Source organism: Halogeometricum pallidum JCM 14848 (assembly GCF_000337095.1).
GTDB classification, from domain to species: domain Archaea; phylum Halobacteriota; class Halobacteria; order Halobacteriales; family Haloferacaceae; genus Halogeometricum; species Halogeometricum pallidum.
This window is the reverse complement of record NZ_AOIV01000015.1, coordinates 1-22,268: the sequence shown is the minus strand read 5'-3', so window position 1 is coordinate 22,268 and position 22,268 is coordinate 1. Positions and strand designations below refer to the sequence as shown.

At 57.1% G+C, this 22,268-nt stretch carries 21 protein-coding genes and 6 pseudogenes; 8 read left to right on the top strand and 19 right to left on the bottom strand.

All coding sequences use genetic code 11. The annotated features are described in order from the left end of the window. Positions 1 to 126: 126 nt before the first annotated feature. From C474_RS07600 to C474_RS07585, 4 genes and pseudogenes are all read left to right on the top strand, one after another. A pseudogene (locus C474_RS07600) lies at positions 127 to 751 on the top strand (MFS transporter); the annotation flags it as partial. Positions 752 to 1,036: 285 nt separating this feature from the next. Next, entirely contained in the window at positions 1,037 to 1,765 is a 729-nt protein-coding gene (locus C474_RS07595; protein WP_049916829.1) for a DUF4396 domain-containing protein, read from the top strand. 277 nt (positions 1,766 to 2,042) lie between these two features. Continuing rightward, the gene (locus C474_RS07590) at positions 2,043 to 2,780 is read left to right on the top strand and encodes a DsbA family protein (protein ID WP_204366076.1); all 738 of its coding nucleotides are present in this window, start codon (positions 2,043 to 2,045) and stop codon (positions 2,778 to 2,780) included. A 98-nt stretch (positions 2,781 to 2,878) separates the two neighbouring features. Next, a complete protein-coding gene (locus C474_RS07585) occupies positions 2,879 to 3,328 on the top strand; it encodes a hypothetical protein (RefSeq protein ID WP_204366075.1) in 450 nt (149 codons plus the stop codon). Between the two features lie 296 nt (positions 3,329 to 3,624). Here C474_RS07585 and C474_RS07580 read toward each other — a convergent pair whose 3' ends face one another. After that, on the bottom strand, positions 3,625 to 4,077 hold the full coding sequence (locus C474_RS07580; RefSeq protein ID WP_049916827.1) for a hypothetical protein: 453 nt from the start codon (positions 4,075 to 4,077) through the stop codon (positions 3,625 to 3,627). Between the two features lie 169 nt (positions 4,078 to 4,246). Between C474_RS07580 and C474_RS07575 the strand changes: the two genes are divergently transcribed. Next, on the top strand, positions 4,247 to 4,606 hold the full coding sequence (locus C474_RS07575) for a winged helix-turn-helix domain-containing protein (protein WP_008385522.1): 360 nt from the start codon (positions 4,247 to 4,249) through the stop codon (positions 4,604 to 4,606). Beyond that, a complete protein-coding gene (locus tag C474_RS07570) occupies positions 4,603 to 4,890 on the top strand; it encodes a DUF7521 family protein (protein ID WP_008385521.1) in 288 nt (95 codons plus the stop codon). Before C474_RS07575 ends, C474_RS07570 begins: the two co-directional genes overlap by 4 nt. A gap of 366 nt (positions 4,891 to 5,256) precedes the next feature. On the opposite strand, the gene C474_RS07565 is transcribed toward C474_RS07570, so the two are convergent. The 12 genes and pseudogenes from C474_RS07565 to C474_RS23060 form a co-directional block, all read right to left on the bottom strand. Continuing rightward, positions 5,257 to 7,437 carry a heavy metal translocating P-type ATPase gene (locus C474_RS07565; RefSeq protein WP_049916826.1) on the bottom strand — a complete coding sequence of 727 codons (2,181 nt, stop codon included), beginning with the start codon at positions 7,435 to 7,437 and terminating at the stop codon, positions 5,257 to 5,259. A 126-nt stretch (positions 7,438 to 7,563) separates the two neighbouring features. Continuing rightward, positions 7,564 to 7,991, bottom strand: a pseudogene (locus C474_RS07560) (universal stress protein). 237 nt (positions 7,992 to 8,228) lie between these two features. Next, positions 8,229 to 10,590: pseudogene (locus tag C474_RS07555) on the bottom strand (nitric-oxide reductase large subunit). A gap of 466 nt (positions 10,591 to 11,056) precedes the next feature. After that, positions 11,057 to 11,218 (bottom strand): annotated as a pseudogene (locus tag C474_RS07545) (winged helix-turn-helix transcriptional regulator); the annotation flags it as partial. Positions 11,219 to 11,982: 764 nt separating this feature from the next. Further along, positions 11,983 to 13,398 carry an ATP-binding protein gene (locus tag C474_RS07540; RefSeq protein WP_008385516.1) on the bottom strand — a complete coding sequence of 472 codons (1,416 nt, stop codon included), beginning with the start codon at positions 13,396 to 13,398 and terminating at the stop codon, positions 11,983 to 11,985. Between the two features lie 108 nt (positions 13,399 to 13,506). Continuing rightward, positions 13,507 to 14,010, bottom strand: coding sequence for a hypothetical protein (locus C474_RS07535; RefSeq protein ID WP_008385515.1), 504 nt, complete (start codon positions 14,008 to 14,010; stop codon positions 13,507 to 13,509). A 103-nt stretch (positions 14,011 to 14,113) separates the two neighbouring features. Continuing rightward, positions 14,114 to 14,555 (bottom strand): annotated as a pseudogene (locus C474_RS07530) (hypothetical protein). Positions 14,556 to 14,741: 186 nt separating this feature from the next. Continuing rightward, positions 14,742 to 15,686 (bottom strand): transcription initiation factor IIB, encoded by a 945-nt coding sequence (locus C474_RS21330; RefSeq protein WP_008385513.1) that lies wholly within the window; start codon positions 15,684 to 15,686, stop codon positions 14,742 to 14,744. 292 nt (positions 15,687 to 15,978) lie between these two features. Next, on the bottom strand, positions 15,979 to 16,440 hold the full coding sequence (locus C474_RS07525; RefSeq protein WP_008385510.1) for an SRPBCC family protein: 462 nt from the start codon (positions 16,438 to 16,440) through the stop codon (positions 15,979 to 15,981). Between the two features lie 155 nt (positions 16,441 to 16,595). Beyond that, positions 16,596 to 17,003, bottom strand: coding sequence for a nuclear transport factor 2 family protein (locus C474_RS07520; RefSeq protein ID WP_008385509.1), 408 nt, complete (start codon positions 17,001 to 17,003; stop codon positions 16,596 to 16,598). A gap of 270 nt (positions 17,004 to 17,273) precedes the next feature. Then, positions 17,274 to 17,690, bottom strand: a complete 417-nt coding sequence (locus tag C474_RS21325) for an SWIM zinc finger family protein (protein ID WP_083861975.1) — start codon at positions 17,688 to 17,690, stop codon at positions 17,274 to 17,276. 112 nt (positions 17,691 to 17,802) lie between these two features. Continuing rightward, positions 17,803 to 17,961, bottom strand: coding sequence for a hypothetical protein (locus tag C474_RS23060; RefSeq protein WP_239640398.1), 159 nt, complete (start codon positions 17,959 to 17,961; stop codon positions 17,803 to 17,805). Between the two features lie 276 nt (positions 17,962 to 18,237). Here C474_RS23060 and C474_RS22010 point away from each other — a divergent pair, with 276 nt between their 5' ends. Then, positions 18,238 to 18,549, top strand: a complete 312-nt coding sequence (locus C474_RS22010) for a HalOD1 output domain-containing protein (RefSeq protein WP_008385503.1) — start codon at positions 18,238 to 18,240, stop codon at positions 18,547 to 18,549. Positions 18,550 to 18,694: 145 nt separating this feature from the next. Then, the gene (locus C474_RS23655; RefSeq protein ID WP_449404849.1) at positions 18,695 to 18,865 is read left to right on the top strand and encodes a DUF7845 domain-containing protein; all 171 of its coding nucleotides are present in this window, start codon (positions 18,695 to 18,697) and stop codon (positions 18,863 to 18,865) included. 292 nt (positions 18,866 to 19,157) lie between these two features. Here the strand turns inward: C474_RS23655 and C474_RS07505 are convergent, their stop codons facing one another. The 6 genes and pseudogenes from C474_RS07505 to C474_RS07480 all read right to left on the bottom strand — a co-directional run. After that, positions 19,158 to 19,631 (bottom strand): universal stress protein, encoded by a 474-nt coding sequence (locus C474_RS07505; protein ID WP_049916825.1) that lies wholly within the window; start codon positions 19,629 to 19,631, stop codon positions 19,158 to 19,160. 88 nt (positions 19,632 to 19,719) lie between these two features. Then, positions 19,720 to 20,175: an MATE family efflux transporter gene (locus C474_RS07500; RefSeq protein ID WP_008385500.1), complete on the bottom strand. Its 456-nt coding sequence runs from the start codon at positions 20,173 to 20,175 to the stop codon at positions 19,720 to 19,722. Positions 20,176 to 20,371: 196 nt separating this feature from the next. Continuing rightward, complete coding sequence (locus C474_RS07495) at positions 20,372 to 20,824, bottom strand: hypothetical protein (RefSeq protein WP_008385499.1); 453 nt, start codon at positions 20,822 to 20,824, stop codon at positions 20,372 to 20,374. After that, a complete protein-coding gene (locus tag C474_RS07490) occupies positions 20,821 to 21,333 on the bottom strand; it encodes a winged helix-turn-helix domain-containing protein (protein ID WP_008385497.1) in 513 nt (170 codons plus the stop codon). The genes C474_RS07495 and C474_RS07490 overlap by 4 nt, the downstream gene beginning before the upstream one ends. A 216-nt stretch (positions 21,334 to 21,549) precedes the next feature. Continuing rightward, positions 21,550 to 21,684 (bottom strand): hypothetical protein, encoded by a 135-nt coding sequence (locus C474_RS23285; protein ID WP_008385495.1) that lies wholly within the window; start codon positions 21,682 to 21,684, stop codon positions 21,550 to 21,552. Positions 21,685 to 22,020: 336 nt separating this feature from the next. Then, positions 22,021 to 22,268, bottom strand: a pseudogene (locus tag C474_RS07480) (DNA-binding protein); the annotation flags it as partial.

Here is a 22,268-nt window from a genome sequence, read left to right as displayed (position 1 = left end):
TGCATAAATCCCGATTGGGAACAGTAGACAAACGACCTGGCAGAGCGGTTCCCTGCCCCTCGTGTCGCCGCTATTCTGTAATCCGGTACGGACGAAGGATCGGACGAATCAACTCCTGTGGACTAAGTCCTCGCACGCCGTCGTTTGCGGTCGTTCTTACTCTACTACTACGTTCTGTACGCCGCGGTCACGTACCTCGTATTCGTCTTCCTCCAGCCGATTTTCGAGACCGTCGTTCTCGACCTCGGAATCCAAAAATCGCAGGTCGAAGCCCTGTTGGGGTGGTTCTATGCGGCGTACAGTCTCGTCGGTGCGGTGCTCAACTACTACACGGGGGCGATCAGGGAAGCGATCGGACTGCGAACGTGGTTTCTCGTCCTCCCGTTCGCCGTCGGTGGCGCGCTNCTCAACTACTACACGGGGGCGATCAGGGAAGCGATCGGACTGCGAACGTGGTTTCTCGTCCTCCCGTTCGCCGTCGGTGGCGCGCTGATCGGGATGTATCTCCTGCCGGTGCTCGCTCTTCCGACGTTCCTCCTGATTCGGGGGGTCTCGGACGTCACCCGTTCGTTCGCCGGACAGTACATCAACGACCGCGTGGAGACGCTCGGTCGCGCCACCGTTCTGAGCGCGATGGCGANNNNTATCTGACGCCGTCTCTCCGCTGTTCGCACTGGGCGTCGGTGGCGTCGTTCTCGTCGTCGGGGCGGCGGCCATCCTCCTCTGGGAGGTACCTGTCAGCGGCGAATAGTTCGACACTACGCTCCACGAAAGTTGGTCTCCCCACATCAGGCACTCGATAGACAGTCACCCCGAACGCCACGGATAGAAATTATTTCAGATCCGGGATACATCCTCCGAGTCGTCACTGTTTAGATAACCTCTTGAACATCCGTACATCGACTGCGACATTAGAGACACGCAAAAGTCCATTTAAATTCGCACCTAAGAATCGAAGCCAGAATTCAGTTAATACTGGCTCTCCAATAATTCATTGAGAATGTTGGAGACTAATGGGCTTGACGTCGGTCTACCGATGCAATCATCTGAAGGACTAATCACGACGATTGAGCGGTTCTTCGAACCGGCTCGGGAGGTACTCGTCCCCTTCCTCTCTGATCCGCTCGTCGCCGGCGTATGGGGGCTAATCGTCCTCGTCTCAGTCGGCGTCCTCTGGTGGGATCTCCGGACGAACAATCAGGTACTCGGCTCCATGATGAAAGGGGTCTGGACACTCTGCGTCTTTTACTCGGGACCGTTCGGCCTCGCCATTTACTGGTACTCTGGACGAACACAGATCCCCAACGACTCGGTCTGGCGGCGTGGGTTCCGTTCAACCAGTCACTGCTACTCAGGGTGTGGTGCCGGGGAGGTCGTCGGAATCACGCTCGCGCAAGGGATCCTTGCGCTCACCGTCGGGTGGGTCGCCGCCGTTACGTTCGGCTTCGCGTACCTTTTCGGATACGCACTTACCATCGGCCCACTGATGCAGGACGGTGTCGGATTCAAGGAAGCGACGTGGGACGCACTGCTGAGCGAGACGCCCTCAATCACCGTTATGGAGGTCTTCGCCATCGGCACCGAACTGCTGCTCGCCAGCCAGACGCACATGGGCGAGATCCTGTTCTGGACTGCCCTCGCGTTCTCACTCTCCATCGGCTTCCTCGTCGCGTGGCCGGTCAACGTCCTACTCGTGAAATACGGTGTCAAAGAGGGGATGAGTAACCCTGCCGAGATGCGCGACAACACTCCGAACGCTGCCTGACGAACCGGAAACCGACCTGTATGTGAAACGATCGCGCTGTCGGGTAGCCGGTCGGAGCATCAGATGAGAGCGGTGTGACTGGTACTCGCTTGACGATAGGAGTTCAGATCCGTTGAGGTATCGAAGGCTCGTGAGGCCCAGTTACCCGTGTGAAGAGGATTGACGTTTCTCCGAGCCAGCAAGTACGTCGCAACAGTCGAACTACTGCACTTCGACTTTTTTGCAGGCTCAGCACATCGCCGCACACGACTTAACCGAGTTGCCTATAGTACGCCGTATGGACCTCCCCGACTCGCTCACGAGACGGCGGGCCATGGTCGCGGGGGTCGGTTCAGTTGTCGCCGGGAGCGGTATCGTCTACGGCGCTTCCACACTCGAGTCAGATCAGACTGTTTCGAGAACGGCACCAGTTCACGTCAGTTCCGAAACGACCGGCCTCGGAGTCGATCTACAGGGCCATGCGATCATGGGTTCGTTGGATGCGCCGATCGACATGTACTATTGGAGCGACTACCAGTGCCCGTTCTGCCGTCGCTTCGAACGAAACGCGTTCCCGAAACTCATCGAAAACCACGTTCGGTCAGGGACCGTCCGCGTCGTGTTCATCGAGTTCCCGTATCTCGGATCGTCGTCGATGACCGCCGCGGTGCTGGATCGGTGCGTCTGGCGGCAGGTACGGAACAGCTCGCCGCAAGCGTACTGGCGGTGGCACTCGACATTATTCGAGAAACAGGAGCGTGGGAACTCGGAGTGGATTTCTAAAGAGAACCTGTTCGATATCGCCTCCAATATCGACGGAATCGACGCGAGTGCGGTTGAATCGTGTGCGAGCCAACACCGGCCCGACATCAAGCAGTCGATAGCTCGGGATATGGATCAGGCATCGCAGTTCGGGATTCAAGCGACACCGGCGTTCGTTCTCTACAACCGAGATGCGGACGCAGCGGGGAAGATCATCGGAGCGCAACCCTACGAGCGATTCGACGAGGCGATTACGCGAGTACAAAACACATGAATTCGCCGTCTCTGGAACGTCACGCCGAACGGTTCCTCGCCGCTCTGGGGTTCCCACTCACTACGTGGACCCGGCTGGTTCTGTGCGTCGGGGGTGCCATGATCAGTTACGTCCTTCTCGTTCTGAGTTCCTTTCCGGAGTACTCGGTTCAGATGGTCAGCGCGAATATCGGATATCTTGACGACGCCATCGTCGAGTTGACGGCGAATTCGTACGCGACCGCTGGACCGGTCGGTCTCGGTCTGATCGTTTCGTACGCGATGCTGACCGGTATCGCGATTACAAACGTCGCGAATCGAGTCAAGCGCGTCGGTGTTGCTGAATCGGGCGGTCTCTCGAGTGCGGTTCCGGGATTCCTCGCGGCGGGTTGTGCAAGCTGTGGAGCGGGGATACTCGGTTTCTTGGGATTCGCTGGTGCGCTCGCACTGCTTCCGTTTCACGGAAACCTCCTGCGAGTAGGTGGACTGTTACTCCTCGTCGGATACCTCGCCCGAGTCGGAGATCCGCGTTACTGTACAGTCGTTCCCGACAGCGGCGTTGAGCAGTAATCGCGTCCTTTTTCGAGAGGTCGAGAACGTCTGTTCGAGCTACTTCGAGAAAGACCGTAGTCCAGTCCGAAGACGGACTGCGAGTCCGAGTACTCCGACGGCCGCCATGGAGACAAGAATCTGAACGAGTCCATCCGTCGGCGCTACCGTCGACCCCCCTGCGGCGGACGTTCCGACGGCGCTCATCGTTGCCGGAGTCGCGAAGAGACAGCAGAGACTCACAGCCCCTCCGACCGCGAGAAGCGACCATCGGGTCATCGAACTCGTATCTTCGGTTGGTTCTGTGGCCGCCGTCGTCATGGGGTGTTCTCCGTATGAGTTTCTGATCCAGCACCGCACGATTCACAGGAGGATAGAGGGCGAGAGCGAACGTAAAGAAGTGCGACGAAGAGGACGACGCTCACGCCGCCGAGTAGTGGCCGCAGCGGGTCGAAGTACGTCAGCAAAGCCGAACTACCGAACAGGCTTAGCAGAAGGACGTTACAGGTCGGACAGCCGAACGCGAGAAATCCAAGTACGGTACCCGCCGTTGCCGTCTTCTCATCATCGCGCTGAATGGACGTTCGTTGTAGTACGTAGAAGCCGATGAACGCGGCTGTGAGTGTGAGAAACAAGTAGTCCAGTACCGTTCGTGGGACCATCCGAACGTAGATCGGATTGGGAACGAGGCCGGTGACTACCCCAAAGAGCACGAACGAACCGACGCTCGCCACCGCCGCTTTGAGGTGCCGCTTCGAGAGCGGATTCATTCTGAACTGTTGTTCCTGCTCTCAGGATGTAAAGCGAGGTGGCCTTTTGCTTGTTCGTGGAAAAGCCTCTCTACGTACGGTTACCTATCTCGATCCGGGAATGGGTAGACGGACGACGACTCCTAGTGCGAACCGTCGCTCCTATGATGACGTGCTCGCAACGTCTCGTATGGCACCAGGAGAGACCAACCAATCGACGGTCCTCTTCCGCGTCTTCGCCGACGACTACTCACGGGAAATCTTGCTAGCTGCCGACGAACACCCGCGAACGGCGAAAGACCTCAGTGAAATCTGTGATGCGTCGCTAGCGACGATCTATCGTCGCATCTCGACACTGCAAGAGCACGACCTGATTAAGGTCCACTCGACGATTGGGTCCGGTGGAGAACACAAACAGCGCTTCGAGACGACGCTCGAGGCGTTTCACGTCTCCATCACGGAGGGGAATTTCGAGTTGTCCGTCGAGAAACGTGACGAACTGGCCGACAACTTCCGCGCCCTCTGGGAGAACTTCAGAGACAGCACATGATCAGTCTCCCAATCGTGCTCGTGAAGCTGTTTGTACTGATCCTCAGCCTCGCAGTCGCCTATCTCGCCTTTTATGCCTACCAGCGAAGCAGGATGTATCCGATGGTCTACGTCTCCATCGGGTTCATCTTTATCGGTGTCGGTGCAATCTGTGAAGGCCTCATCTACAGCGTCCTCAATACGTCGCTTCTCTCAGCGGCAGTCGTTCAAGCGGGACTCGTTTCGATTGGAATGATATTCATTCTACGTTCGATTATGATCGGGCCAAGTCAAGAAGCACAATAGGTAGAGGACGCGTTCGCCGATAGTAGACTAGTCGGTAATTGTCGCTCGCCAAACACACTCTCAATAGTTGAAACGGATTAGCAAGGGACGTAATCAGTAACACAGAGTTCGTATCAGCGGAGATCAAGGCCGACGAGGTCGCAGTAGTTTGAGGCTAGCCATCTCGGTGCATACGGTCTTCGATTTTCTCGTGGCTGAACCTAGCGGGAGCCATTACCTCATCTACCAGTTGATGGCTGGCTATTCGTCCGCGCCTCACTCAGTCGTCGTCATACGTCTCCATAATTTCTGTCCGTCGTGCACGGTTGTTATCGACGGATCACTCGTCCTCTGTATTGACCATGGCCCTCACCCTCTGTAACGTGCTCACCCGCGAAAGCCGAGCAACCGAAGGCCGTTCAGCGAGACGAGAACTGTCGAGCCCTCGTGACCGACCACTGCGAGCGGGAGGGGGATCCCCCAGAGGAGGATCGTGCCGACCATGAGTGCAATCGCGCCGAAGGCGATGGCGAGATTGATGGTGAGCGTTCGACGGGTCTTACGTCCGAGGCCGAGCACGTAGGGAATCTTGCTGAGATCATCGCCCATCAGTACCACGTCGGCAGTGTCAAGCGCGACGTCGGTTCCCGCACCGCCCATGGCGATACCGAGAGTTGCTGTGGCGAGTGCTGGCGCGTCGTTGACGCCGTCGCCGACCATCGTCACGTTCTCATGTCGCTCGACCAAGTCTTCGATCGTCGCCACTTTCTCTTCCGGTAGCAGTTCCGCCTGGACTTCGTCGATACCGACGTCATCGGCGATACGCTGTGCGACGCGCTTGTTGTCGCCCGTCAGCATGACGATGTGCTCCACGCCCAGCGAGCGGAGGTCGTCGATCATCTCGGCCGCGTTAGGGCGAACGGTGTCGGTGAAGGCGAGCCACCCCAACACGCAGACTTCGCCGTGACGCTCTCGGGCGACGAGGACGCTCGTTTTTCCCTCTGCCTCTAACATCTGGAGGCGGTCAAGGCCTAGTTCGAGACCGTCGATCGCCGCGTCTCCGAGAACGGTCTGGAAGTAACTGCGATTCCCGATGTGCGTCGTCATGCCATCGACGTTTGCTCTGACCCCTTTCCCGGCGACCGACTGAAACCGCTCCGCGTCTGCGACGTCGAGTGATTGTGCTTCTGCCGCCGTCACGGTCGCACGAGCGAGGTGGTGTTCCGAGCGGGCCTGTACTGCGGCCACAATGGAGAGCAGCCCGTCCTCGGTCAGTGTCTGGTCTGCCGTCCCGTCACGGACGCACACGTCGGTCAACTGCGTGTCGCCCTGGGTGAGCGTACCGGTCTTGTCGAACGCGACCGCGTCGATCTTCGCTGCGGTCTCGACGTGTTCGCCGCCCTTGAACAGCACGCCCTGCCTGCCGCCGGAGGCGATTGCCGAGAGGACTGCCGCGGGCGTCGAGATGATGACTGCACACGGCGAGGCGGCGACCATGAGCGTCATCGCGCGGTAGAACGTCCCAGTGAACTCGTTGCCGAGCGCGACCGGAATTGCGATCGCTGCGATTGTGAGCGCGAACACGCCGAGGACGTACGGCTGTTCGAGGCGGTCGATGAGCCGCTGTGTCGGGGCCTTCTCGCTCTGGGCCTCTTCGACCATGGTGATGAGGCGGCTGATCGCCGATTCGTGGGCCTGCCGCGTAACTTCGATCTCGAGGCTCCCACTCTCGTTGATCGTGCCGCCGAACACCTCGTCGCCGGGCTCCTTCGGTACAGGTACGGACTCGCCGGTGAGCGAGGCCTGATCGACCGTTCCCTCGCCGGACGTGACGATGCCGTCGAGCGGTATCTTGTCACCGGGACGAACGACGAGCACGTCGCCAACGGCGACTTCGTCGATGGGAACCGTGACCTCCCCGTCGTCACGCAGGACCTGCGCTTCGTCCGGCCGCATCTCGATGAGGGACTTGATGGCGCGGCGTGAACGGCCGATAGCGTAGTGTTGGAGCGTGTTCGACAGCGAGAACAGGAAGAGGAGCATCGCGCCCTCGAACGGTGCCCCAATCGAGAGGGCACCGAGCGCGGCGACAATCATCAGCAGGTCGATATCCACGGCACGGTGGCGAAGCGTCTCGATAGCCCCTTTGAGTCCGTACCACCCACCGAAGGCGTACGCGACGCCGTAGCCGGCCCACATGAGAAGTGGCGGTCCGTTGAGCCACCCCGTTACGAGACCGGTTACCATGCCGAGCAGCGTCAGACCGACAAACACTGCCTCCCGCCTGAGATCCGAGCGGGTGGTCACCTCGTCAGTTGTCGCATCGGATTCGTTCCGGACCGAGATGGCACGGCCTTGGACCACTTCTCGAAGTTGTTCCTCTGAGGTGACGCTCTCGTCGTAGGTGATTCGAACGCTTCCCGTTCGGAACGAGGCGTCGACGTCGTGGACGCCGGGTGTGTCTCTGAGGTGTCGTTCGAGGGCTCGCGCTCCAGCCTCACCGCGACCGCCTTGTCGTTCGATCTGGACAACACATGTCGATAGCGGAGATGATTCAGTAACGGTCACGCGATCTCTCCATCGGCTGCATTGTGGTTTTGTATTGTAGGTCTGTCATTGTGTCCCCATCTGACTGCATACGAAGCGGGTCCTCCATACTGTGGACTCCCCTCCTGTCCTTCTTGTCCGAATGACTCAGCTGATGATCGTCACCGGGATCCGTGCTCGACGGGTGACTGTCTCGGCAACGCTCCCAAGGAGTGCACGGTCGATTCCTGAGCGGCCGTGACTGCCCATAACGATCTGATCGACGTCGTGGTTGTCAGCGTATTCCAAGATCGTTCGTGCCGGGTTCCCGACTTCCGTGACGGTAACAAGTGTGGTGTTCCGTTCCGCCGCGAGATCCGTGGCTGTCGTGTGGATTCTGGTTGCTTCTTTTTCCGCATCCTCGTACCAGGTTTCGGCGACTGGTAGGCCGCCAACCTCCACATCGATAACCGAGTCAAGAGGGTTAATAACGTAAATCGAGGAGATGGCACATCCGGGAAGGTCTCGATAGCGTATGTGAGCGCGCGCTCGGAAAGTGGGGACCCGTCGAAGGCGACGAGAACGTTGACAGGCATGAGAAAATGTTCGTGGTGAATTGAGATGAACGTACTGCTCAGCGGTGGGGATATCCATTGACTTAATTCAAGGTGAGTGAATTTGGCGTCGTTAAACCCCTTCTCTACTTTTCAGAAACAGTGCACTTCGTATCGCGCACGATCACCCCGGGTGAAACGATCCGGCAGACGAAATCGAACGCCGTAAAGAGAATTTCAACAACGCCGGTATCGGAGAGATTTGAGTGACTGTAGGCGTTAATCGTCGTCTTCGGCGAAGATACGCCGAGAAATGATCGTTCCGTCAGCGACGGTGTCGGGTTCCTCGCGGCGGACGAACCGTTTCTTCAGGACGTCGTAGGCGAACATGCCCGCACCCACGATGATGAGGATGTCGCCCGGCAGGCGCGCCCAGAACAGCCACTGGACGATGTCACGGTTGTAGAATGCGAGTGAGCGGCCGGCGTCGTAGTTCTCCGTGAAGACCGTCTCTAGTTGGAGGAAGCCGACGGGGACGTCACCAATGAAGACCATCCACGCGAGCCCGGNTGAAGACCGTCTCTAGTTGGAGGAAGCCGACGGGGACGTCACCAATGAAGACCATCCACGCGAGCCCGGCGTTCAATACCCAGAACGCGCGCTTGAGGTTCGTCGGATCCCACTTTCCGGCTTTGGTAGTGAATTGGAGGGCGTAGACTGCCATGCCGAGCGCGAGGAAGCCGAACGCACCGAACATCGCGCCGTGGGCGTGGCCGACCGTGAGGAACGTGCCGTGCTCGTAGTAGTTCACGAGCGGGAGATTGATGAAGAACCCGAGCACGCCCCCGCCGACGAAGTTCCAGAACCCACTGGCGATGATGAACATGAACGCCAGCCGATACGGGAAGTCCTTGCCCGCCCCCATCATCGCGCGGTACTCACCGAGGGCTTCGTAGAGGATGAAGACCAGCGGGATGAACTCCAGCGTGGAGAAGACGCTGCCGATGGGGATCCAGTAACCGGGCATACCGACCCACCAATAGTGGTGGCTAACACCGATGACGCCCGCACCCATGACGAACAGCGCCTCGAACATAACGGCTTTTTCGGCACTGCGCCGAGTGAGGAGGTTCATGGAGACGAGCGAGATGCCGATGATGGCGACGACGAAGAATTCGAAGGCGCCCTCAACCCACATGTGGACGACCCACCACCGCCAGAACTCCGTCACCGGCATCGTGGTCTGGGGCGTATACAGCATGCTCGCGGAGAACAACAGCGCGATAGATCCGCCCGCATAGAGAATCATGTGGGCGAGCCCGTAGGGCTCTTCTCGGTCGAGCAAGGGTTTGAAGCCCCGAGCGACAAGGGCCGCCCAGAAAATGAACCCGGCGAGCAGACCGACCTGCCAGAGGCGCCCGACCTCCAAGTACTCCAGACCCTCGTTGCCGAGAATCCACCAGAGCGCACCGTCGATGTAGCCCTGAGCGCCGAGCCAGATACCCAGTAATCCGCCGCCGACGACGACGACCAGTGCGCCCAACAGGACGTGGATGTACCGTTTCTGGTTGTTCGGCTCGTGTCCGGTGAGCAACGGTGGGAGGAAGAGGCCAACGCCGAGCCAGAGGGTGGCGATCCAGAGGATTGCGAGGTCGATGTGCCAGGCTTTCGTGATTGCGAAGGGCAGGGTCGCCATCGCGTCGATACCAAGGGCTTCCGCAATGCCGTAGAACCCCTCGCGTTCGATGTAGTAGTGGGCCATCAACCCCCCGAGAAGCGTCTGGATGACGAACAGCGCAGCTGCTACCGGGACGAAGCGAATCGCGGCGAACTGACTCGGAAAGAGGTCGATCTCGTTGGGGTGGGGGACGTCGACGCCGTCAGCGTCGGGTTCGGGGAGTTCGGCGGCGTTGTACAGCCAGATGCCGGCGCCGCCCCCGCCGACGAGGAGTACCATTGCGACGACGCTCCACGTCATTGCGGATGTCGAAGGCGTGTTTCCGGCACCGGGGTTGTACGGCCACTCGTTCGTCCACGAGACGTCGCTGTTCGGGCGGTCAATCGACGAGAATAGCGCGGTCCAGAGAGCGAAGTCCGCGAACCGCCGGGCGTCCGTACGTGTTTCGATGAACTGTTGGGGGACGCCGTGTTCGGCTGCACCGCCGTAGTACCGCTCGACGTAGGCTTGCTGCACCTGTTCGTAGGCGTATGCCTCTGCGGCGGTGAGTTGGATGGTGGTCCCGAGGTCACCTTCTTGGAGTTGGCGAGAAACGACCGAGTTTACGGCCGCTTGCTCTGGTTCGGGGAGCTCTGCGTACGGCGTGTCGTAGCGTTCCCGGGCGACGTACTCGCGCATATTCGATACTAACCGCTCCTGTGCGTCGGCCGTGTAATCAGGGCCGAAGTACGCGCCGTTTCCGAGTATCGACCCGTGATTCATCAGGCCGTTCTGCTGGAACACAGCCTTCCCCTCAACGATCTGTTCGTTCGTTGTAATCACCTCGCCCTCGGGACCGACGATGCGCTCCGGACGCTCGGGCGACTGTTGGTAGGCGAAGTATGCCCCCGCACCCATCACGACTAAATTGAAGATAAACGCTACCACGAGCAACTTTGCGAGGGTCTTCCTGCGTACTTCCATGGTTCACAACCCTATACTCATCCTATATAGTCGTGGTGCCGAACAGACAGTCCGGGTGGTCATCGTACGATGAATTAACCCCGAGTACACGACCAAAGAGATCTGAAAGACATATATTAAAGACTGAAAACAAACCATCTAGAGCTCTCGCTATTGGGTTTATTCTGGAATTGGTCCTCGATAGACGCCTGCCTGACTCGTGTCCTGCTACCTTTCCCACGTGCTCACGCTCAGTTCCCGTATGAGTGATTCTGATACTGACCCCCATCTCGACGACATTGCGGTGCGCGACACTTGGGTTTCGGACGCTATCTACAAACCGGTGCAAGCGATGATTCTCGACATTCTATCCGAGGGGCCCTGACCGCGACCGAGGTCTACGAGTACCTCAAAGACGGCATCGACCGCACTGAGAACAGGTCCGCCATCACATCAACGAGCTCCGGGACGCCGGCCTCGTCAGAATCGGCGTATACCCGGTAATCACTCCCTCGTCTTCGAGATCGTTGATGTGATTCGAGACCATTGTCACCGAGACATCCAATTCCTCAGAAAGACTACGCAGACTCACCCGACCATTCCCGAGAAACGCGTTGATGAGCTCTTTGTCAAGATTTTCGTATACCATAGTCTCCAGTTGTTTTTCGCATCGGAACTTAACGGTTGTACAATTCCTCCCGTTCAAAATCGCGGTGAACTCATTCAAAAACCGGCACTGTCTAGTTAACCTCTTCAGCCGGCGTTCGTCCGTTGAGCGCTTGATGCGGTCGTTGAACGTGCAGTAAGAAGTTACAGCTAACGTTCGAGAACCCAACAGCGATACCGATACTCAGCCAGTCGTTCGCCCTGCTGCACGGATTGCATCTGGATCGAATTGGTCGAATTGTGGGGATCCCTCCTCTCGAGTTCCGGAGAGCGCCTCCGCGCTACTGATCTGTAAATTAATCAACTCGTTTAGTTCGGCTCCCCATTGCGGCGCAGGGGTTGAACGGACATGCTCGATCCACTGGTCAATCGCGTTGAGCCGTTGTGCCAGACGGTCGGGATCGATATGTATCTCAGATTTTCCCGCTCTCTGCTCGGCGTTTGGGCCCATACTATGGTTTCACCATTCTGTGCCACAGCTAAAAGAATCACTCTTCGTGTAGATCTGCTGGCTGGATTCGATACGTCTCTGCAACGAATTCATGGATATACTCCCAGAGCGTTTCTATGTTTTCACGGGCGTCTTCGAGCTGAAATCCTTGAGTGAGATTCCGACTGCGCTGGAGTCATTTCGAGGCCACTTGTCTCTTTGAGCGTTGCGTACCGCTCAATCGAGATTTCTGATTATCGGTACCTGACCTCCCTTTCAGAGGTCTAAAAACCATTCTCAACTGTTACCGTCCGACGTTACTGGTCGGCTCTACTCTCGAGCATGGCAACGATATCGGACAAATCGAAGAGACGAAGGTTGTTACGTTCGTCTGCAGCTTCCTCGACAGAACGTTTGAACCCAGAGCGGCTGAACAAGGCGAATTCATACCTCGGCTCACCACCTGTAGTGGGCGTCCAGTCGATGTGCTCCACGTCGTCTTCGAGATCCGAAAGCACATCATAACCGAGGGGGGTGTTGGTGAACTTCGCTTCGCCAGCGATCAGCGTCGACCCGTCGGTTGGTGCGACGACGTCTACCTCCCTGCCCTTGTGCCACCACTGGCTTGGTACCTGTGTGAGCTGGTAGTCTGCATAGAGCGCCGGCACTGCCTGATGACAGAGCGATTCGAACGTTTCGCTGACGAAGTCGGGAAGTTCCGGTTCGATGAGATCTGCGTAGGCGTTCTCGCCGTAGAGTTCGTACTGTCCCGCGCGGCCGTAGAGATACCGGAAGTAAAACCGGAAGACAGGGTCCCGAATCTGGTACCGAGTCCGCTTGCTGCGCGTCGGATCTGCGAGTGCCGGATGGTGTTTTTCGATGATCTGGAGCGTTTCCAGCCGGTCGAAGTAGTACGATGTGTTGGTACTCTCGATGCCAGCTCCCTGAGCGATCTCGTTTCGACTGCGGTTCCCGCTGGCCATCGACTCCAGCACAGAGAAATACGTGTCTACCTCGTTGAGCTCCATCTGGAGGACGGTCTCGGGTTCGTCATGGAGCGGGCCATCCGGATCACACAGCAGCCGAGTAATGTTCTCTCCGAGGCACTGTGATGGATTGAGAGGACTGAGATATCGGGGTGTGCCGCCGAAGACGCCATAGACGAACACCCGCTCTTCAGGATCGTAGGTCGGCACGAACTCTTGGATGGAGCGAAACGGCAACTGGGTGAGTTCGAGGCGACCATTCGGTGTCTGGGACACCCGGCCGTAGAGTGGCGCACCGCCATCGAGAACGTGGGTATGAATCATGCCGATTGCGGAGCCTGTGAGTACGAGCGTCGCTTGGCTCTCGTCGATGGCTGTATCCCACAGGTGTTGAATGACCGAGGGAAGTCCCTCGTTCGATTCGATAAGGTACGGGAATTCGTCGATGACGATGATGGCATCTCTGTCGGTGAGGTACGTTAAGAGCGGTTCCCATTCCTCTTTGACGGTTGTGATGTCGGGATAGGTCGTCGCTGCTGCCTCGACGAATCGCCTAAGCTGTGTCGTTGCTGTTCCTTGGACTGCCTGATAGTATACGGCATCGTCGCGGTCAACAATCGACTGGCGGACGAGTTCGCTCTTCCCGATCTGACGGCGCCCATAAATTATCGCGAGTTCTGCAGCGCCACTCTCATAGAGGGTCTGCAACCGATCGAGCTCATCGATACGATTGACGAACTGGTCCATACCCCCCGTCGTCGTAGGAGATACATATGTGCTCCGAAGTTAGGAGACAGACTATAATAGTTTGAACTATAATAGCTCAAATCCTAATCGGTAGGTCAATAACATTTGTCAGAAGTGGACGTCAGCCGGAACGATCCAGAGGTCGTCGCTCTCGTCGTCGCTCTCGTCGACGATGCGATCCAGTTGCTCTCGGTGCCGAATCCCGCACCCGTGTTCGTCGTATAGGAAAATCGAGGGGCCGTCGGAGGCGCCAACTTGATCGAAGGCGTGCCGGGCGAGATCCTCATCACGCATGATCTCCTCGTCGGAGAGTTCGTCGAGTGCCTCCCGTACTCGGTTGAGGCTTCGTTGGAACTCATTCTTCGTTGCATCCCAACCGCGCTCTAAGAGTTTCTGTCCACCTTCAGAGTCGACGTGCGCTGCAACCGGGAGGTCCCCCCAGCGAGCTTTCCGTGCTACTGTCGTGTCTTCTTGATCGAACGTGACGTAGTAGTCGAATACGGCGTCAGCGTGCGGGTCGGCTCCAACTAGCCGATCGAACACTGCTTTGCCGGTTGCTACTGCGTCGTCTCGCGTCGATACCTCTACCAGTGCGTATATGACCATGTGCATCGGTTTTCACTTTCTCTGCCGACGCACCCGACTTGGACCGCATCACTACCTAGTGCGCCGGCACCCATCGCCGGCGCTCAAAAAATAGTACTGACGACGTTGGCTAGGCGTTCTCGAACTCCGACTGGCAGTCCTCCTCCTCGACGCTGATTGTCAGGTCTCCGCTCTCGTAATCGGCCTCGAACTCAACTGAGAATGTCTCTGAGTTGTAGGCGGCGTGGTAGGCACGATGTCGTTCGAGTGACCCAGTCGCCTTGAAATGGAAGAAAGCAGCCGCTGTGTACGGCTTGCTTCTTGTTTCGACCTGCGCTTCGACTGATTGCAGGGAGCGCAATGTGCGGTGTCTCACTGTCGATTCCTGCGGCGAAGGATAGAGCTCCGTCGGCGGTCGCTCGCAAATATTCAGGTGTCTCGCCGGTCAGTACATTCACCGGTGTTTCCGTCTCGTCTGTGAAGAGGACATCCTCAAAAGTGCGAGTACCGAGAATCGCGTCGGGACTTAGCTCACACTCCTCAAACGGATCTGTTGATGGTTGCTCAGACATTGAATCACGAAGCCCTGAGGGGCTCAGTCATTTGGCCCCACAAAAATAGCTCACTACACACTGTGGAAGCTGATTTCAATTGCTCCTCGATTAGTCATCTCTTCCTGAGCAATACGCGTGGTCTTAACCAACAAACACTAAGATACCGCTATTGTTGGTTAAGAGATCCATCATGGACATCAGCCTCTACGCTGAGACCTCCGAGTCGATTGCCGTAGAGAGTTCGTCACGTCGAGAACGAAGCGTTGCTGCAGTTGTTCCAGCTACCTCCGTAATGTCTGTTTGTCTGAGCCCCTGCCCATATTCTTGAGAAGCGATGTAGAGACAAGCGCCAGCGACCCCTGCTGGCTGACGCCCGTTCGCGATTGTCGAACTGTGCGCCAGTTCTGCGAGTTCGAGTGCTCGCCGCCGAACAGCATCCTCGACTACTAGCTCCGAAGCGAGCCGCGGGATGAGCGACTGCGGTGTAACCGGGTTGGCTGGCAGCCCCAGCTCTGTATTCAGCGTCTTGTAGGCGTTCACGACTCGACTTCGCTCGACCTGGGCTCTTTCAGCGATCTCGCCCCGCGTCACTCTCGAGTCGTTGCACCGACACGCGCCATACACGCTCGCTGCGGCGATCGCTTCGATCGACCGACCAAGCAGGAGATCCTCGTGCTTGGCACTCCTGAAGAGCTGGCAAGCCTGATCACGAACTGTCTCTGAGAGTCCCAGCGCGCTTGCGATCCGACGAACTTCGCCCAAGCCGTGCGCGAGATTCCGCTCGCTTTTCGACCGCCAGCGACCTCGGCGCTGTTCTCGTCGTAGTCGGCCGAGCTGCCGGCGTTTTCGTGCTGAAATCTTGTTTCCACTCGCATCTCGCCAGCGTCCGATTTCGGTTGAGAGACCGCGGTCGTGACGTGCCACAGTGAGTGGTGCCCCCGTTCGTTTGCTGGAGGATTCATCGTCGTCGAACGTCCGCCATTCCAGTCCGTGGTCGATTTGTTGCTCCTCAATCACGAGTCCGCAGTCTTCACAGGCTGTCTCTGCTGTGTTCGTTCTGACTCGTCCATTGCACTCCGGGCACGCTGTCGTGTTGTCAGTCGGTACGTCTTCGTCGAAGCCACTGTCATAGATGTCGCTCGTTGCCATCGGTACTCAGCGAGGCACGTTATCTGCACCCCGCACCCCTTAGGGGGCAGAAAAACTACCGCAGACGTGCTGGTGTGACTCTGCTGAACCTCTCAGATGCTACTAGTTCTTGATTGGCGGTCGCTCAGTACAGGGCAGGTATATCGCATGAAATCATCTCCAGTTCGAGGGTAGTCAGGGCAGACTACGCCAAGATGTTCTCACAAACCTTCGGTTACGAATTCGCTTATCGGATAGAATCGAGCCCGGACAGACGAGCCGGGCCGAATGAGTATCGAGCGAACGAAGCCGGTCAGGCTGGGCTCGCTATCTCGGCGGCCATCTCCGCTTCGATGACGTCCTTGGTGTTCTGGAGATGGTTCTTGAACTGACGGTTGTTATAGCGCGTGGCCACGGGTTCGAGCAGGCGGTTACGGAGCGAATCGCCGAACTCGTAGTCGGCCTGGAGGACGACCTTCGTTCCAGAGTCGGTCTCCGAGAAGTAGTTGTGTACTTCACCCTTCATGCCAGGACTCTCGGTTGTAATCGCGATGTGTGCGTTCGGCTCAACGATAGTCATCTGCATCTCGGTATCCAATGAGATGCCGAGCAGTTTGTACGTGGCATGCATGCGAGTCCCCTCGTCAGTTTCTTCGACGATTTCGAGGTCTCGAAGGCTGGCCATCGTCCGAGACCAATTCTCGGGGTTAGAATCGAAGGCGAAGACGCGTTCGATGGGCGCTGCAATCTCGACTGTGTGCTCAAAAGTGGGCATTGGTTTCAACTCTCTTGTCGAACCCCACACGTGCTCTCCTCCGCAACAACACTCAGGCAGCTACGTCGGTTGACTAGCAGTAGATACGCTTCCAGAGGCATTAAAGAGGTACTCTGTAATACTGTTGCTTTTTTTGAGAGTATTGTTCGTACAGGCTAATTTTCGAGCGCGGCGTTAAACAATGCGGTGTCAGCGTACGACGTCCACTGAACGACCTTTCCGTCCTCGAAATCCAAGACATGTACGTTCGGGTATTCGACTGACTTCCCTGTCTTGCTATAGGTACCACTCCAGGTGTGGAGTACGACGACAGTGTCGTCGTCTGCAACGTATCGCTCTGGGACAACCGAAACGTCCACCCACTCAGTTCCTAACTTGGAAAAGATGTTCTCGACGATGTCGTCGAATCCGCGGTGCGTCCCTCCGCCGGTAATCCCCTTCGGTTCGTGTAACACTACATCGGGATTCATGATATCTCGTATGGCCTCGATATCACCCTCGGCGAACGATTCGTAGAGCCCCTTCACGGTTTCTAGATTTTCCGTAGTTGTCGTGGCTGACATGTCTATAACGTACTATAATTAGGTTCCCAGAGAATATAGATGCCGAGATACGTACTAACTCCGACAAGAAATACCCCGTATCGAACGATCCCTGTACTTCATCGTAATGTTCGTCTTGCCCAACCCGACACCGGTCACACCGACCGATATACTGCGACCCGGGATTGCGACACGCGAGCCGAGAAAACATGCTCAATACACCTGCCCTACTGAGTAACTGGTACATCAAGAGACCAGTTACAAGGAATATTCTAACGGACTTGCTGGTATCTACTTCTCGGGAACTTTCTTCTGACCGGTCCGAACACAGTTCCAGCAGGGGAACTCCTTACTGAGTTTGTCACACGCACAGTGGTCTAACTCAGTGCTGTCATACTGCTCGTCGGCTGTGGTCCCGCCGTCTGTTGCGGCTTGCACTTTCGTCACGAGGTCAAGAATACGTGGTCGAATCGCGACGGTGACACGATGTTTACAGGGAGTGTCGTAGGCTCTATCTGCGGGGCATTCACAGGCCGCTGGGACGTCACTGACGATTGTGACGCGGTATTCGTGGTTTATCGGATTCTGATGGTTCTCGTTACGAACTTGAACGTCGCAGTTGAGGAGCGAAAACTCGAACGCTTCGTATTGAGCACGTTTGAGGACGCGATTCGTTGGGCTGAGCTCTTCGAGTAACAATCGGTTCATGGATAGGTAGGCGCTCAGTCTGAGCGCTGCACCGCTCACAGCGCTAAGAAAACCTCAGACAGATGGGTGGCGTGTTGAGTACTCGCCATCACGTCTGACTGAGTACCTGTTCTCACAACCCCGGGAGGTCGTCAATTCGCTGCCATCCGGTGACTTCGTCGATGTCTTCCTTGCCGATTATGATGTCCGTGAAGTAGTCTTCAAGGATCTCGGCACGCCCCATCGCGAGCGTTGGGAGCAGTAACCTCCTCGATCCACACAGCCTCTTCACTCATCGGGTCAAATCGGGCGTTCTCAAGCGCCTTCGTCACCACACGGCCAAACGGCACCTTTATCTCGATCTCACCGCTTTCGAGTCGCTCCCGGAGCTCCAGTAGCCGATCATGCTTCGGACGGGATCGAATGAATCGTTTTGCCATATCCCTACAGACGGGCAACCACTACCATCCGGCATGGTAGAGCGAAGACGACTCTTCTAAATTCCGAACTCCCGAGACGCGGAATTCACAGAGACACTCATATCGACGAACTGCAACTTGACAATCATATGTCTGAGGGGGTTCAGGATGAAGGGAGCATAGAGTGCCACCAAACGAGGGCAGTGTATCCGGCCGTTGAGCCGACCGCCGACGGCACTACCATTGACGATCCTGACGAGTTCGTCGCGACTCTCGTCTGGCGAATTGCAGCCGAACTCGGATGCGATCCGCTCTCGCTCCCACCACTCCGACAGCAAATTGATCTTGATGCCGTCGCATCGCTCGCGACCGATGGACGTTCGTCGCTCAGGTTCACCTGCGGAAATTGCGAAGTATTCGTCGGCTACGACGGTCAGATAACTGTCGACCGAATCAAGTAGACTACTACTCCTCCATGTTGTTGAGCGGGGTCGTCGACGTCGTCTCGACATACAGTACTCGGTCAGTTCCATCAGCTCCGAAAATTCCCCAGCACCCTCAAGTGGTCCAGAGCGACGATGATTCACAGGGCGAGAATTTCCGCGGATACTACCACACCATCACATTAGGTCCGCGCCGAGTTCGAGAGGCGGTTCCCCGCCTCACCGACTCATGGTGGAAGTGAAGCACTACTATGCTCGCGAGGGGCGGTCGAAATCAAAGGATGACCACTTTCGTCATCCAACGATAGGCGTCTCGTATCAGATCAGTCGGTGAGACGGGAAGGTTATCGTCTGTCTGTTCCTCGAAGAACTCCTCAATCCGGGACACTATCCTCGTAGCTATAATAAATTTGATTGTCACCAAACCATCAAAAACTACGGGATAGCCCACCTCAATTCAGTGATTTCACGGAATCAGTGGTTTGGCCCGGTGAATCTACATCCGACCTCTACTCGGCACGGCTGTTCTATCAACACTGGATAGCGCAGCGACTGTGAACTACTTCTCTATATCTAACGTTCAGAGTGCCTTGTCGAGATTGTGAGTGAGACAGTCGACGAGGAGTTTACGTCCCAATCAGCTCGTCAAGTTCTGTGAGCAGTGCTTCACGGTCACCAGCATGGACTGTGACGACGGGGACTGGTGAGACGCGTACAACTTTTTCGGCGACGCTTCCCAGTAGATACCGCTCGAATCCGGTTTTTCCGCGAGTTCCCATGATAATCATGTCGATGTCGTTTTCGACTGCATAGGCGATGATTGCGACTGCTGGATCTCCCCACCGGATTTCGCGGGTGACGGCGAGATCTCTGTCGAACGCACGCTCGGCGATCGCTTCCGTCGCACTCTTACCATCCCCTTCGAGCGCTTCTCGAGCCCGTTCGCGAGTGTCATCAGGAATTGACGCATAGGCCGTGTCATCGACGACGTACAACACATGAACAGTAGCATCGCATAATTCTGCGAGTGTCAGCGCATGCTCAGCCACGCGCTTCATCCCACCGCTTCCGTCTGTCGGAATGAGGATTTCGTCGTACACATATGAAGTATGTCCACAGTATGCAATAAGTACTAGTTAGTGTGAAATTCCTCAGATCTCCAGAGGGAGCAGCACGGAAGCCAGTCAATCAGTCATAGGCTCCAGAATCTACGTCGCGTGCTGTTTCCTCCACCGATTCGTCCGCGAGAACGTCCTGCAGCCACCGTCCGTGGAAGAAGAAAATCGCCCCCGCAATGGCTGCTGTAACGTTAGAAAGCGCGATAGCGTACCACGCACCTGCTGCACCGAAACTGAACACGAGTATGAGTAGGACTACAGTAAGTGCGCGGACTCCCCACAGCGTCGTCACGCCAATACCCATCGCCATATGGGTCGATCCGGACCCGTAGAACGCCCCGTTCATCATATGGTACGAGGCCATGATGACCCACGTCGGGGCGACGATCCGGAGGAACGCCGCCCCGTGTTCGATTATCGGAGTCGCCCCTGGTCCAGTGATAAACAAACCGACGATAGGTCGCGCAAACCAGACCGTCACGGCGCTAGCGCCAAAGTCGAACTCTGTGGGTGGGAGTTGCTCCATCGGTGAGTCCAGCGCTTGTACGCAGCGCTGCACGGCTCACAGCGCCGATAGACTCTCACCGATGCTGATGCTCTGTGAGTGGCTTGACTGAACCCCTCTCCCATGAGTGGAGTCATGCGAACAAATCACACATCATGAACAAGCAGAGAACTGCAGTTCGTATGCACAGTAATGGCGCCAAGTACGTTCCCTTGGGTTATAGTGGGTTTGATGCGCTATTCAGATGCTCAATGTCGTTGTTTTCGTACGCTGCCCGCCACATTGCGTGGACCGCCCGGGTCACGAGTGACACCTCAGTTACGTCGATACAGGATGGTTCGGCCGCCACAGCGGCCGCGTCGGATGGCGGATGAAAATGAATTTCTGGTGAGTGCGTATTCGGGTGGCGGTCGAATCGCCAGTTGCGGTCTTCGCTATCGACGTAATGGAACGAGTACATCCCCAGCTCGCTCCACTGGATATCGAGTCGCGTTGTGTCGGCATCTCCAAGCCCGTCAGTGAGGCTGATCTGCAGTTCTGTGGGTGCGACGACGTTATCGTACAACGTTTCCTCAACTAACGGTTCGAGTTCGAGCCAGAGATTGCGAATCCGCTGGAGGGCTGGAAGATAGATGGAGCCGAACTCACCGGCTCGGTCGTCCTCACTCATACAGCGAGCTGGTGACTGGCCTCGTCGTAGGCGAGTGCTGCTTGGGCGACCGCGAGATTCTGTCGCGTCGTCCGCCACGCAGTGAGATCGTCCCATCCCTCCGTTTCGTCGGCGTCGAGTTGCTGGGCGAGCTCCTCGGGTGACACTACGTCGTAGCGATTCTCGTAGCGACGAACCTCGGCTTTCATCTCCTTGATGCCCTCAAGCAGCTCTGTCCGATTCGTCTCCTCGCGGAGTTCCCGGATCCGGGACATCAGAACCCGGTCGCTATTGCGACGATACAATGTCGTTTGACCGTCTGGTTCCGTCTCGGCGAAACCTGTGTTCACGAGTGACTTGCAGTGACGCCGGGCCGTCGGCTCGCTGACAAGAGCACGGTCGGCAATCTCGGCTGCCGATTGTCCGTCGTGAGTCTGCTCGATGATTTCGTACACCCGCTCGAATGGCGTGGTGTCGTCTTTCCAGTCCGCTTTGACCTGCTCGTTGATGTCATCCCACGTTTCGGTCATACTGGATGCTACGTACTGTAACTGCAAATAATTTCCTAAGGAAACTATTCTTCCCTCTATAGCGGCGACGATCAGGTTAGCTGCTTCTCCTGTATCTCGATGCGACCGGATGGTCGTTGCAGTGACGCTCGCCACCGCAGCAACTTCACACCTGAGTCAGCCGTCGACTCTCTCCGCGCCCGCCTTGTACAGACATCTGAGACATGCTCTATTCGACTATACTTCCTCAAATGCTTGCTCCCACAGCCCTGGCAGGTCGTCGATTCGCTGCCACCCGGTGGCTTCGTCGATGTCTTCCTCGACAACCGTGATGTCGGTAAAGTAGTCGTCGAGGACTTCGGCCCGTTCCATCGCGAGTGGTGGAGAGCAGTAGTCCTCCTCAATTCAGACTGCTTCCCCACTCGTCGGATCGAATCGTGCGTTCTCCAGCGCTTTCGTCATCGCACGGTCAAACGGCTTCATCGCTCCAATCTCGCCGGTCTGCTTGCGCCGGCACCCATCGCGGTGCCAGAAAAACTGCTCCGGAGGTCGTGGCTGCGCGCGCAGCGGAGTCCTCGTGAGCATCGCGAACGAGGGCACGTGAGACGAGCGAATGCGAGTCTCACGGAACGAGCACGGAGCGGAGGGTGGGGCGGTGGGGTCTGGGTCGGTCCGGCACGTAGCAAAAAAGAGGGCTGCGACGACTGGCTATTCCCACCAGCGACCGCGCTCCGGGAAATGAAGGGTCGACCACCCAGTAACGGCCAGTGAGACGCGTCCTTCGTACCAATTTCTCGCCGCTCCGTGGATGCGCACCTGTTCGCCTTCTTCGATCCACGGGGCATTCGATTTCTCCCAAATCGTCACCTTGGTTTGCCCGCTCTCGTCCGCGATGAGGCCAACTTGAGCGATGGCTGGCGAGTCACTATCCCAGAGTACCTCGATTTGACCTTCAA